We start from the raw sequence: 13,119 nt of genomic DNA on the forward strand, positions 1-13,119 counted from the left end.
ATTCGTGGTAAACTATATGAGTCGAGATGAATAAGCAATCTAGGAGGGAAATCATGATCCGCACACAGCAATTTAACCGACCAGCTTTACGGTTACACATTTCCAAACGCGTCCAGCGTCAGGCGTTGGTGCCGCTACGGTCAGCTGCAGCTGATAAACTTTCGTTAATTGCCGGGTATCAAGCGATGGCCCTTATTAACCAGGATATTGCCCGTATCTTTACACCGTGTGAAGAAGAAGCAGAACGGTGCTTGACCAAGTATCGTCGAACAAATCATAACTAACAAGAATTGAATAGCAGATAGGGGATGGCGGCCCATGGCCCGTGTTGAAGTCAAACGCGGTGATGTTTTCTTCGCCGACCTATCACCAGTCGTTGGTTCGGAACAGGGCGGCATGCGTCCCGTCTTAATTATCCAAAACAACGTGGGAAACCATTATAGTCCAACCGTAATTGTGGCGGCAATCACCGCCCGGATCGAGAAGCCGAAGATGCCGACACACGTCGGCATCTCGGCGGAACGAACCGGCATTGAGCGGGATTCCGTCATTTTGCTTGAACAGATCCGGACGATCGATAAACAACGGTTGAAGGATCAGGTCACCCACTTGGATGTTAAGACGATGGCGTTGGTTGACGCCGCGTTGGCAACTAGCGTGGGTTTGGTGGATAAGTCGAAGAAAAAGCGGAATCGAAGCAGCACCCGCACTACATAGAATCTTTAGTGACAGTTAAGTTCAGGACAATTTTGTTCTGGGCTTTTTTGGTTACCCGGCGAGATTAAAAAAAGGTTTGGGACAAAACTTCCCAAACCCTGGTGTTCCAATTTAGATAGCCGAAACGTGCGCCAAAAGGCAGCCGATTCCGCTTAAAACTAATAACCAAATAATCCAAGACTGGGATTATTCGCTTATCAGCCATGCTCACCGACTAATCGCCTTTTGCCCCACGCTCTTTCATCATTTTAGATTAGCTTTCGTGCCGTAAATCTTCAATCTCAGGAACGTGGAATTCCTTGCGTTCGAGGGCCTTGACGATGCGGTCCAACTTTTCTTCGTCGACTTCGGCGGGAAGGGTGAACATGGTCCGGTGAACCAATTCGCCTTCCTGAGCATCCAGGCTGATCACGCTGGCAATCGACGTGTACTTGGTGATAATCTTGGCCATGCCGGCTAAGTCACCGCGTTCACCGGCGGAAACCACCGTCACCACGTAACTGCCGATGTTAACGTTCCAAGACTGGGAGAGCATGTCCATCAACCGCGTATGCGTGAGAATTCCGTAGAAGGCGTTTTGGTCATCTAACACGGCGATGTAAGGTAAATCTTTAATGGAGAAGAAGACATTAAAGAAGGCGGCGTTGACCGAAATAAATTTCGTAGCGTTCTTCAGCAATGATGTCACCGGGAGCTGCATGTCGCCGCCCCGGGATTTATGGCGATAAATGTGCATCTTATAAATGTTTCCCCGGAAGATCTGTCCGGTTTCATCCAGGATCGGCACACACCGATAGCCCGAGTCTTCCAAGACTTTCAGGGCTTGTTCCAGGGTGACGTCCTCGCGAACCGTAACCAACCGCTCTTTCGGTTTCACTAGGGATTTTAGCAGCATAACAGTGACCTCCTAAAAATTAGAAACTTCTAATAATCTCCCTTAATAATACCATAGTTTCCGGCGAAATTGGTAGTGTTTTTTGGCGAAAGCCGCGTAAAGTTTTCGTAAAGGAGACGGACGGTGAAAGCGGTTAGCAAAAAATCACGATCCAGCCAAAAGGGGGTCGTGATTTTCTTTAGAAATTAATTAGAAGACAATGACGGGCGTCCCAACGCTGACGTTGGCATAAACAGAACCGACCTTGGAAGGTGGCGTGTTGATACAGCCGTGAGAGCCGTGTTTCTTATACCAGGTTCCCCCGTATTGTGGTTGCCAGGAAGAATCGTGAATTCCTACGCCGGTATCATCGATTGGCATCCAGTATTTTACCTTGGAGGCATAACTGGAGCCGTTGTCGTTTTGACCGCGTAACGTGGTGTTGCGTTGCTTACTCCAGATGACCCAGACACCGGTTGGGGTGTGGTGTGCCGTCGTCGGCAGGCCAGTGACAACATCCGTGGAGACCACGAGCTTGCCGTTCTTGTAGACCCACATGTGCTGGTTGACCTTATCGACTTCCACGTAGGACTTGCCGATATCGGTGCCGTTGCTGTGGTAGCCACTCCCTTGAATGGCTGGGGTGCGTGACATTCCCTTGCCAGCTAAGACCAGCTTGCTGAGGGCGGGGGTCTCGGACTTCACTTTGATACTCCAGCCGTACAGACCAGCCTTGACCTTGACCGTGCCACGCTTCGTTGACTTGAAGGTCCGGGTCTTGTTGATGGTCCCATATTTGTGACTGAGCTTGGTCAGATATTGCGTGATGGCTGACGTGTTGGTGGCCAATTTGCCATTCTTCATGGTTAACCAGCTTGCCAAGGTTTCGGCAGGGATGGTAATCTTGTGACCACTTAACTTGTAAACGTAACTTTCCTTGGTAATTGCGGTAGCCTTGGCTTTAGCTGCCTTAAAACTGGAACTCTTAACTGTGACCGCTGGCTTGATGTAGTCTTTTGATAGATTAACCGTACTTTTGCCGGTTTCAATGGCTGTTGTGATCGACGTCGCGACCTTGTCGGCAGCTAATTGGTTACCCGCTTGTTCCTTGGTCGTCACGTATTGCCCATCCTTATAGGTAAACGTGGCATCCTTGGCCGCTGTTCGGGTTTTATTGGCCTTAGTCGCGATGCTGGTGGCTAGGGTTTTAATGCTCTGCTGATTGGCATCGCTGGCGTTCAGTTTGATGCTGTCAGCCGTGGCCGTGGTCACGTGAGCGGGCCAGGACCAGACGTTTTGTTTGGCAATCAACTGTTTCAGCGCGGCTCTCGAGGTGACCTTGAGGTTGACCTTCTGGGTGTCGATGGTCGCGACCGTTTTACTGCCGTCTTGTAACGTCAGTTGTTGATTTTTCAGTGCAGCTTTAAGTTTCGTGGCTGCCTGATCGGCGGTACTTCCACCGACGTTTACCCCAGCAATTGCGGTATCCTTGAAGAAGACCTTAACTGAAGCGTAATGATAGGCTTGGCCCACGTAAATTGCACCGACCGCGACGATTGCGGTCACGATGCCAATGATGAAGCCTTTTTTCTTTTTCATGGGTTATGACCTCCTAAAAATAAGCCAGTGGCAGGAAAGTCGTTATCCTTAACGATCACGTACTAGCATAAACCTAGCTTACTTCAAACTACCTTAAATGACAATCTAGTTGCCTAGTTGGTAACGCTTACAAACTGAATTAATTTCTTGATGTTAATATTTAAGGTTGTGGGTGCCAATGGTTGGGGGATTAAATGGCCGGATCCTTGCTGGATACGAGCGAACGTTACTGGACTGGACCACTAAATCCCGGTGTGACCGCTTTTTATCGGAATAGTCGGTGGCTCTAAATGATGTGGCGGAAGGTAGCTTGTAAGGCAGTCAACCGGATAACTGACCAGTAACAAGGCTGACTGGGTGATGAAACCGGTTGCGCTAACGGCAGAATATGGTGGAAAATAAAAAATTTGCGAAGCAGAAAAAATTGGCGATCCGGTTAAATTTGACTGGTCAATTTGGATAACAAAAAATCGCCGCTCCCGTGGGAACGACGATTTCGTTTTAAAAAATTGAATTACTTGAGGGCAGCCAAACCGTCCTTGGTAACTTGCTTCAACGTTGCAGCTGACTTGGCCATCAAGTCCTTTTCCTTATCGGATAATGGGACTTCAACGACGCCGGCTAAACCGTTACCGTTGATGATAGCAGGCGTACCGATGAAGATGTCATCTAAGCCATATTCACCGTTCAAAGCAGCGCCGATAGGTAATACGGCGTTTTCGTCACGCAAGATAGCCTTGGTAATCCGCATCAAGCAGGTTGCGACACCGTAGAAAGTGGCACCCTTCTTGTTGATGATTTCGTAAGCCTTGTTCCGCGTGTCGTCTTCGATCTTAGCTAAGTCGTCGTCAGTCACGCCTTGTTCCTTGGCGATAGCCTTCAATGGCTTAGAACCGATCGTTGCTTCGTCGTATGCGGCGAATTCGGAGTCACCGTGTTCACCCATGATGTAGGCGTCCACGTTCCGTGGGTCAACGTTGAACTTCTTAGCCAAAGCCACACGTAAGCGGGCAGTGTCCAAAGAAGTCCCTGAACCGATAACCTTTTCCTTTGGGAAGCCTGAGAACTTCCAAGTAGCGTAAGTTAAGATGTCAACTGGGTTAGCAGCAACCACGAAGATACCATCGAAACCAGAATCAACAACGGGCTTAACGATTGAAGACAAGATCTTTAAGTTCTTGTTAACTAAGTCCAAACGCGTCTCGCCTGGCTTTTGTGGGGCACCAGCAGTGATCACAACGATATCAGCATCGCTGCAGTCAGAGTAGTCACCGGAGTAGACTTTCTTAGGTGCAGTGAAGACTTGAGCATCTTCAAGGTCTAAGGCGTCTCCAGCAGTTCTGTCTTTAATAACATCCACAATCACGAATTCTTCAGCTAAACCTTGGTTCATCATTGAGTAAGCGTATGAAGAGCCAACGGCCCCGTCACCAACGAGAACGACTTTTTGATGGTTTTTAGTAGTCAAATCCATTCATCTCCTAATAAATTTATGACATCAAGGTACGCAGAAATACCCACTGGTAAGTATAACATGTTAACTACGCGCCGACCACGACCGCGAGTGAAAATTTGTGAAAACAGCGCTTTCTTTTAGTGAAACGGTTCACCTAAGGGCGGAATCGGTGCAGTCGTAGGGGGATTATGCTATACTCAGGGGTGTTAATTTGAAATGATTTGTGAAATTAGAGCCAGCTGGACGGGGAGAACTGCTTCCGTTCAGCTATTTTGTCTCTCACCCACCTTGAGGGTCATCATCATTTGGCCGCACAATGATTGCTGATTGTACGGCGATTAAGTTTAAGTCTTTCATATATTGTGATATCTGGTCTTGTGACCATCGTTGGTGGCTTTTATGATGATTAAAAAACAGAGTGGTACTCGGCATTGTCCGGGTCCCGGTATTAAGTGGCTTTAAAATTGTAGAAATAAAAGGGAGAAATTAGTAAGTATGAAAATGATCGTTGGTTTAGGCAATATTGGTCCGCAGTACGATGGCACCCGGCACAACACGGGCTTCATGGTCGTCGATGAATTCGCCAAGCAGCATAACATTACGCTGACCACGCGGAAGATGGATGCCCGTTATGGCACGGGAATCGTCAACGGCGAAAAGGTCTTGGTTGTGAAGCCCACGACATTTATGAACGAATCCGGTCGGGCCGTGCATCCTCTGATGGACTACTTCAAGATTGACCTGGACGATATCTTTATTGTTCATGATGACATGGACTTGCCCGTGGGTCACATTCGTCTCCGCGACCACGGTTCCGCCGGCGGTCACAACGGGATTAAGAGCATCATTGCCCACGTGTCTAGCAAGGACTTCAAGCGTCTGCGCGTCGGTACCGGTCATCCCCAGAAGATGTCGGTCGTCGATTACGTCCTGACCAAGTTCACCGCTGACCAGCAGCCGCTCTTCAATCAATCCGCGGACAAGGCGGTAGCGGCATTGGACGATTGGCTCAGTGGGACGGCATTCACTCAGTTAATGAATAAGTACAACTAGGAAGAGGAAGTTATCTCGTGAATTTAGAAGCATTTATGACGCAGACGCCGGCGTACGCCACGATTCGCCAGACGTTGGGAATCGGGCAACGGCAACTGGTGACCGGGCTAAACGGTTCGGCCGAAACGTTGTTCATCGCCAGTCTGCTCCACGAACAACAACGTTCCATCGTTTACGTGACGGATACCCTGTATCACGCCGGGCAATTAGTGGATGATCTTGCCAACCTGCTGGATGAAGACGAGCTCTTTGAATTTCCAGTAGAGGAACTGTTAGCGGCCGAAGTTGCCACCAGTTCGCCCGAATATCGCTCCGCGCGAATCGATGCGTTGCGCGCCCTGCAGAGTGACCGGCCCGTCGTCATTGTGACGGCGCTGTCCGGCCTGCGACGGTTCTTGCCGGCGCCAGCGAACTTTGCGGCCGCGCGATTCAGCGTGAAGATTGGGGCGGACTTTGATCTGGAGAGCCTGCAACAGCGGTTATTTGGCATGGGCTATACCCACCAGAAGTTGGTGGCTGGTCCCGGTGATTTCGCTATTCGGGGGTCGATCGTGGACATCTATCCCTTGGCGGCGGACTATCCGGTACGGCTGGACTTCTTTGATACGGAAGTCGACTCGCTACGCTATTTTGACCCCGCCACGCAGCGAAGCATTGAAAATGTCGATGCGGTTGAAATCTTACCGGCCACCGACTTTATTTTGACGTCTGATGAACGGACGGCCGGGGCGGATGCCCTGACGGCTGAGCTGACAAAGCAGGTGGCCCAACTTGATGAGGACGCCGCGACGACGTTGACCAATCAGGTAAAGCCCCTGATCGACGGCCTGCGTAAGGGGTCCGTGGACCCGCAATTAATGGAATTTGCTGATTATTTATTCCCAGAACACCACCAGCTATTGGATTATTTGCCAGATGATGGCTTGGCGTTGTTCGGGGACTATTCGCGTTTACAAGACGGCGAACGGCAATTACTCGAAGACGAGGCCAACTGGGCGACCGATAAATTAACCCACCACCAAATCTTTGCACAACAGACCTTTGGTGGCGAATTGCGCCCAATCTTGAAGCAGGACCGCCACGCACAGATCATGTTGGCGTTGTTCCAGAAGGGGATGGGCAATCTCCGGTTCCAGGCGGTGACCAACATTGCCACCCGGGCCATGCAGCAGTTCTTCGGCCAACTACCGGTGATGAAGACCGAGATTGACCGGTGGCACAAACAAAAACAGACGATCGTCTTACTCGTGCAGGACGAGGAACGGTTAGCCAAGATTGAAGAAACCTTGGACGATTTCGAGATTCAGGCCGTTTTGACCAAGGAAGAAAACCTGCAGGGGGGACTGACTCAGCTGGTGCCGGAACGATTGCGCACCGGCTTCGAACTCCCCGAGGCCAATCTGGTGGTCATCACGGAAGCCGAGATGTTCCAGAAGGTGACCAAGAAGCGGCCACGGCGACAGACCATGGCCAACGCGGAACGGCTGAAGAGCTACACCGACCTGAAGCCCGGCGATTACGTCGTGCACGTTAACCACGGGATTGGGAAATTTATCGGGATGCAGACACTGACGGTGGATGGTGTTCATCAGGATTACATGACCATCGATTACCAAGACAACGCGCAACTCTTCATTCCGGTGACCCAGCTGAACTTGATTCAGAAGTACGTATCGTCCGAGGACAAGAAGCCCCGGATTAACAAGCTCGGCGGTTCCGAATGGGCGAAGACCAAGAGTAAGGTTGCCGCCAAGATTGAAGATATTGCCGATGAGTTGGTCGATTTGTACGCCAAGCGGGCGGCGGAGAAGGGCTTTGCCTTTCCGAAGGACGATAGCCTGCAGACGGACTTTGAGAACGACTTCCCGTATGCCGAGACGCCGGACCAACTCCGGACCATCGATGAAGTTAAGCATGATATGGAAAAGGCCCGGCCCATGGATCGCCTCCTCGTGGGGGATGTGGGTTACGGGAAGACCGAAGTGGCCTTGCGGGCAGCCTTTAAGGCGGTTGAAGCGGGCAAGCAAGTGGCCTTTCTGGTGCCAACCACGATTCTAGCGCAACAACACTACGACACCATGGTCAACCGGTTCGAGGGATATCCCGTGACGGTTGAGATGTTCTCACGGTTCCGCACGACCAAGCAGATTCACCAGTCCATCAAGGATCTGGAAACTGGGGACTTGGACATCGTGGTCGGCACGCACCGACTTTTGTCGCAAGACGTGAAGTTTAAGAACCTCGGTTTGGTGTTGGTCGATGAGGAGCAACGGTTTGGGGTTAAGCACAAGGAACGACTGAAGCAGTTAAAGGCAAACGTCGACGTACTGACATTAACAGCGACGCCCATTCCACGGACGTTGCACATGTCCATGTTAGGGGTGCGGGATCTGTCCGTGATTGAGACACCACCGGCCAACCGGTTCCCTATCCAAACCTACGTCATGGAACAGAATGCCGGGGCCATTCAGGATGGGATTCGGCGTGAAATGCAACGGGGCGGTCAGGTCTTCTACCTGCACAACCGGGTGGATGACATTGAGAAGACCGTCAGCCAGATTCAAGCGCTGGTACCCGAGGCACGGGTGGGCTACATTCACGGTAAGATGACCGAAGCCCAGCTGGAAGGGGTCCTCTTTGACTTCTTGCGGGGGGACTACGATGTGTTGGTCACCACGACCATCATTGAGACCGGGATTGATATTCCTAACGCCAACACGTTATTTGTGGAAAATGCCGACCGAATGGGCCTGTCGCAGCTGTACCAGTTGCGGGGGCGGATTGGTCGGAGTAACCGGGTCGCCTACGCCTACTTCACGTATAAGCCGAACAAGGTCTTAACGGAAGTCAGTGAGAAGCGGCTTGAAGCCATCAAGGACTTCACCGAGTTGGGGTCTGGCTTTAAGATTGCGATGCGGGATTTGTCCATTCGGGGCGCCGGTAACCTGTTAGGGAAGCAGCAACACGGCTTCATTAACTCCGTCGGATACGATCTCTACACGCAAATGTTAAGTGATGCGGTTGCCAAGAAGCGTGGTAAGAAGACCCAGCTCAAGACCGATACTACGGTCGAACTGGGTGTGGAAGCTTACCTGCCAAGTGACTACATCGAAGACGAACAACAGAAGATTGAAATGTACAAGCGGATTCGCCAATTGGAAAGTGACGATGAGGTCGATGAAATTAAGGCCGATCTGATTGACCGGTTTGGCGAGTATCCCGAGAGCGTCGCGCAACTGTTGACGATTGGTCAGTTGAAGTTAGCCGCCGATTTGGCTCTGGTGGACAAGATTCGCCGGGTCAACGGGGATGTCTTCGTCACCATTTCCAAGCAGGGGACGGACATTCTCGGTGGACAGGATGTCTTCAAGGCATTGTCTGCGACCAAGTTGAAGGCCACCGTGGCCATCAACGACGACCGCTTGCACGTCAAGTTGGTCTTACAGCCGAACATGACGGTGCAGGACTGGCTGCCTCAGGTGCAACAGTTCATGGCCGCCTTACGGGATATCGTCCTCGAGACGACTAAGCCCAAGACGGACGAGAAATAGGGGATGAAGCGGGGGCTGGCCGCCTTACCGGTTGCGCAATATGAGCTGAAACGCGGTGGGCAGGACGCCCGAGCCATAGAGCGGTCTCGGGACTCGCTTGCCCCCCCAAAAAAATTGGTGTTTCCAAGTCGCCATTATCTAATCGGCTAGTGCCGCTCAGATAATCCCACGGCTGAGCTCATATTGCGCTTCACTCTCGGCTACAATGGTCGATGTCATTCGTCTCGTCCTTGGGATTAGTGGTCGAGACAATGTGCCATGATGGTCGTTGACTTCGCCGGAGGGGGCCAGTAATGGAGTCAGCTGTGTCGACGGTGTTAGCTGGCGTTTCTTTAGCCAGGTTACAGCGTGGGACGACTTGGGAGACTTGCGGTTTGGGCAAGGCTCCTAAGCGAGGCGGAAGCCCGTTCTTTGGCTGGAGCCGGTCCCCACAGCAGGCGGAATTGCTGGCAACCGTAGGCAACTGGTGTACACTAGTTTGTCGCGAACGGTAGGCGGCCATTATCTTCAATCTAAAAGGCACAACACCACAAAATTTGTCAGCACCACTGAAGGAGGAAGTCGATGGGCAACCGCAATGTGAATACGACCTTGCAAGGCGCCCTGATTCTTTCGATTGCGGCGTTCATTGCCAAGTTGCTGAGCGCCGTCTACCGGGTGCCGTTTCAGAACATGGTCGGCAACACCGGATTCTACGTGTACCAACAGGTTTACCCGCTGTATGGTATTGGCATGACCTTTGCGCTGAGTGGCCTCCCCGTCTTCATTTCAAAATTAATTGCCGAGGCGCCCGACCTACCGAGCCAACAGCAGGTTGCCCGCCAAGTCTATCACTGGCTGTGGGGGTTGGCGGGACTAATCTTCATTGGCTTGATGCTGGGAGCGCCGGCCCTGGCGCGGGGGATGGGTGATCGGCATTTAACGCCGCTGATTCAAATGGTGGCATGGATGTTTCTGTTCATGCCGGCCCTGTCCGTCAGCCGTGGGTATCACCAAGGACGGTTTCAAATGTTGCCGACGGCGCGTTCCCAAGTGGTGGAACAGCTCGTCCGGGTCGTGGTGATTCTAGTTGCCGCGGGCTGGGCCACCAGTCACGACTGGTCGGTCTACCGGATGGGCACCTGGGCGTTGAGCGGCGGCGCCATTGCGGCGGTAGCGGCACTATTGGTGTTGCCCCGTTGGCGCCAGCGCGGTCAGACATCCACGGTTAAGGTGCCACACGTCGGTCGGCGCTTGCTGATCGAGGGCGGGACCCTTTGCCTGCTCACCGCGATGTTGGTACTCTTGCAGTTGGTCGATTCCTTTACGGTGAAAAATGGTCTGGTCGCTGGTGGCTTGGGGGATCTGGCCGCCAAGAGTCTCAAGGGGGTCTACGATCGCGCCCAACCACTGGTTCAACTGGGGCTGGTGGTCGCGGTGGCCTTCGCGACGTCTCTGCTACCGGCGTTAACAGCGGCGCAACAGGAGCGGCGCCCGGCGGCCTTTAAACGGCTGACGACCACGATGATGCGGATTGCCTTAATGGTGGCGGTGGCCGCGACGGCGGGGCTGATTGCCCTGATGCCGTGGATTAACCGGCTCCTCTTTGGCGATACACAGGGGTCCGGCATGCTCGGTGTTTACATGCTAAGCATTATTCTGGCGACGTTGATTCAAACGTATAACAGCGTGCTGCAGAGTCAAGACCAGTACCGGCTGACGGTGGTCGCGCTCGTGGCGGGCTTATTGGTCAAAATTCTCTTTAACCAGGCGGCCGTGCGGCATTTTGGCGCGACCGGGGCGAGCTGGCTGACGGTGCTCAGCCTGGGGGCCATGTTCCTGGTGCTGTGGTATGGGTCGGACAGGGCGCTGCGGACGGGCATCTGGACCAAACCGTACATGCGAATTCTAGTGGCCTGCACGATCCTGATGGTCTTTGGCGTGCAGGTGACCGTGGCCGGGCTAGAACAGTGGTGGCCGGCGCTAATGACCAGTCGACTTGCGATTGGCGGGGGCTTACTGGTGACGATTCCGGTGGGGGGTATCATTTTCATCGGCTTGGCCCTGCACTGGCAGTTATTGTCGGTTCGGGAGTGGTTGGCGATTCCCCACGGCGAGAGTGTGTTAAGATTATGGCAACAACTTAGTCAACACGGAGGAAAATAATATGCGATTAGATAAGTATTTAAAGGTATCACGGATTATCAAGCGGCGGTCAGTCGCCAAGGAAATTGCCGACAAGGGTCGGATTGCGATCAACGGCAAGGTGGCCAAGTCATCGAGTGACGTTGCCACGAATGATGAGTTGGTTATTAAGTTCGGTAACAAAACGTTAACAGTGAAAGTTAATGAATTGTTGGAGACGACCAAGAAGGACGATGCCGAACGGATGTACACCATCGTCAAGGAAGACTACGCCCAAGATTTTCGGCAGAATTAGTCAAAATCAGTCTTAAATGTGACGAATGTTTTACATTATGCTAAACGTGCTAGACGGGCAAATTGAAACTTGCTATACTCAAGTTAAACTATCTGGTGAAAACTGAGGAGTGAGTGGAAGATGGCTGACGTGAAGCCGAAACCGGCGAAAATTGAACGTTTAGAAAATGACTATACGCGACGTCTGGATCACCAACAGGCTAAGGCCCATCGGCATCAGTGGCTGGGCAAACGGCGGATGCGGCGGGCTACCCGCATTTTGGCGGTTTTTGCGGTCTTTGCCGTCGTGCTGGGCATTCAATTGGTGCGGACTAACGCCAGTCTCCATCACGTTCAGGGTGAAGTGACCACCAGTAAACAAAAGCTGGCGAGCACCAAGACCACGGACCACAAACTCCAATTACAGATTAAGCAGTTAAATAATAAGGACTATCTGGGGCGACTGATTCGGTCGAAGTACTACTATTCGAAGTCTGGAGAAACCATCTACAGCTTGCCGGGTGACCATGCGAGCGATGTAACCGTTAAATAGCCTAATGGAAAATCCGTCGGTTCGGCTGAACTGGCGGATTTTTTGCTAGGTTTGGGTCGTTAACTGAAGATTGAAAGTTTGCGAATACGCTTCAGTCCTCAGCTGGTAAGGCGGAAGTCAAAACTATTGTTGTGTGGGCGTTAACACGATGATGGATGGAAACCAGTAATCCGCTTAGAGGTTAATCTAGCGGGGTTTCTAACGGGTAAGGAAAATTGATTAATGGACTTTCTTTTTAACGTTTAGCGTGTGGAATCTTGGGAAATTGTGTTATACTGAAAGCACTTATTTTAAGGAGGAACTTCTTTTTTATGGCAATCGAGGTTGGAGCTAAAGTTTCCGGAAAGGTCTCCGGAATTACGAACTTTGGTGCATTTGTTGATTTAGGCGACCACAAGACCGGGTTGGTGCACATTAGTGAAATTTCTGACGGCTACGTTAAGGATATTCATGACGTTCTGTCTGTTGGTGACGAAGTAACGGTTAAGGTTTTGACCGTTGGTAATGATGGGAAGATTGGGCTGTCGATTCGCAAGGCGACAGATCATCCGGCTGGTGACCGGCCCCACCACAGTCACAATGAACACCGGGATCATGAGCAACACCGGGGTGGCAACAATGCCAGTCACGGTGGCGAAAGTCATGGGCACGGTCGGCGGTTTGAGAATAACGGCTCCCGGCCCCACCATAACTCAGCAAATGGTCGATTTGCGGGTCATCATTCGGCTCCCCATAAAGAAAATTTTGACGACATGATGTCAGGGTTCTTGAAGCAAAGTGAGGACCGTTTGGCAACGATTAAACGAAACACTGAAGGCAAGCGTGGCGGCCGTGGCGGTCGGCGCAGTTAGTCAGAGACTAACGGGCCATCAAAGATGAAGAGGACCGCACATGTTGCGGCCCTTTTTCATAACCGCTG

General features: G+C 51.8%; 11 protein-coding genes. 8 read left to right on the forward strand and 3 right to left on the reverse strand.

The window, feature by feature from the left end:
* Positions 1-53: 53 nt before the first annotated feature.
* Both KB236_00655 and KB236_00660 read left to right on the forward strand, forming a co-directional pair.
* On the forward strand, positions 54-284 hold the full coding sequence (locus KB236_00655) for a hypothetical protein (GenBank protein ID UIF29314.1): 231 nt from the start codon (positions 54-56) through the stop codon (positions 282-284).
* 34 nt (positions 285-318) lie between these two features.
* Entirely contained in the window at positions 319-717 is a 399-nt protein-coding gene (locus KB236_00660; GenBank protein UIF29315.1) for a type II toxin-antitoxin system PemK/MazF family toxin, read from the forward strand.
* A gap of 253 nt (positions 718-970) precedes the next feature.
* Here the strand turns inward: KB236_00660 and cbpA are convergent, their stop codons facing one another.
* From cbpA to KB236_00675, 3 genes are all read right to left on the reverse strand, one after another.
* The gene (cbpA, locus tag KB236_00665; GenBank protein UIF29316.1) at positions 971-1,612 is read right to left on the reverse strand and encodes a cyclic di-AMP binding protein CbpA; all 642 of its coding nucleotides are present in this window, start codon (positions 1,610-1,612) and stop codon (positions 971-973) included.
* A gap of 189 nt (positions 1,613-1,801) precedes the next feature.
* Positions 1,802-3,190, reverse strand: coding sequence for a L,D-transpeptidase/peptidoglycan binding protein (locus tag KB236_00670; protein ID UIF29317.1), 1,389 nt, complete (start codon positions 3,188-3,190; stop codon positions 1,802-1,804).
* A 514-nt stretch (positions 3,191-3,704) separates the two neighbouring features.
* On the reverse strand, positions 3,705-4,664 hold the full coding sequence (locus tag KB236_00675; GenBank protein ID UIF29318.1) for an L-lactate dehydrogenase: 960 nt from the start codon (positions 4,662-4,664) through the stop codon (positions 3,705-3,707).
* 477 nt (positions 4,665-5,141) lie between these two features.
* Between KB236_00675 and pth the strand changes: the two genes are divergently transcribed.
* From pth to KB236_00705, 6 genes are all read left to right on the forward strand, one after another.
* On the forward strand, positions 5,142-5,699 hold the full coding sequence (gene pth, locus KB236_00680) for an aminoacyl-tRNA hydrolase (GenBank protein ID UIF29319.1): 558 nt from the start codon (positions 5,142-5,144) through the stop codon (positions 5,697-5,699).
* Between the two features lie 17 nt (positions 5,700-5,716).
* Positions 5,717-9,250, forward strand: a complete 3,534-nt coding sequence (gene mfd, locus KB236_00685; GenBank protein ID UIF29320.1) for a transcription-repair coupling factor — start codon at positions 5,717-5,719, stop codon at positions 9,248-9,250.
* A 564-nt stretch (positions 9,251-9,814) separates the two neighbouring features.
* Positions 9,815-11,395, forward strand: coding sequence for a polysaccharide biosynthesis protein (locus KB236_00690; GenBank protein UIF29321.1), 1,581 nt, complete (start codon positions 9,815-9,817; stop codon positions 11,393-11,395).
* A gap of 1 nt (position 11,396) precedes the next feature.
* A complete protein-coding gene (locus tag KB236_00695; protein ID UIF29322.1) occupies positions 11,397-11,669 on the forward strand; it encodes an RNA-binding S4 domain-containing protein in 273 nt (90 codons plus the stop codon).
* Between the two features lie 120 nt (positions 11,670-11,789).
* Positions 11,790-12,200, forward strand: coding sequence for a septum formation initiator family protein (locus tag KB236_00700; protein ID UIF29323.1), 411 nt, complete (start codon positions 11,790-11,792; stop codon positions 12,198-12,200).
* Between the two features lie 311 nt (positions 12,201-12,511).
* A complete protein-coding gene (locus tag KB236_00705; protein UIF29324.1) occupies positions 12,512-13,051 on the forward strand; it encodes an RNA-binding protein S1 in 540 nt (179 codons plus the stop codon).
* Positions 13,052-13,119: the final 68 nt, after the last annotated feature.

This window comes from Levilactobacillus brevis (genome assembly GCA_021383565.1).
GTDB classification, from domain to species: Bacteria; Bacillota; Bacilli; order Lactobacillales; family Lactobacillaceae; genus Levilactobacillus; species Levilactobacillus brevis_B.

Coding starts and splice junctions, on each gene's coding strand:
- KB236_00655 (UIF29314.1), top strand. CDS start 54: ATGATCCGCACACAGCAATTTAACCGACCAGCTTTACGGTTACACATT.
- KB236_00660 (UIF29315.1), top strand. CDS start 319: ATGGCCCGTGTTGAAGTCAAACGCGGTGATGTTTTCTTCGCCGACCTA.
- cbpA (UIF29316.1), bottom strand. CDS start 1,612: ATGCTGCTAAAATCCCTAGTGAAACCGAAAGAGCGGTTGGTTACGGTT.
- KB236_00670 (UIF29317.1), bottom strand. CDS start 3,190: ATGAAAAAGAAAAAAGGCTTCATCATTGGCATCGTGACCGCAATCGTC.
- KB236_00675 (UIF29318.1), bottom strand. CDS start 4,664: ATGGATTTGACTACTAAAAACCATCAAAAAGTCGTTCTCGTTGGTGAC.
- pth (UIF29319.1), top strand. CDS start 5,142: ATGAAAATGATCGTTGGTTTAGGCAATATTGGTCCGCAGTACGATGGC.
- KB236_00690 (UIF29321.1), top strand. CDS start 9,815: ATGGGCAACCGCAATGTGAATACGACCTTGCAAGGCGCCCTGATTCTT.
- KB236_00695 (UIF29322.1), top strand. CDS start 11,397: ATGCGATTAGATAAGTATTTAAAGGTATCACGGATTATCAAGCGGCGG.
- KB236_00700 (UIF29323.1), top strand. CDS start 11,790: ATGGCTGACGTGAAGCCGAAACCGGCGAAAATTGAACGTTTAGAAAAT.
- KB236_00705 (UIF29324.1), top strand. CDS start 12,512: ATGGCAATCGAGGTTGGAGCTAAAGTTTCCGGAAAGGTCTCCGGAATT.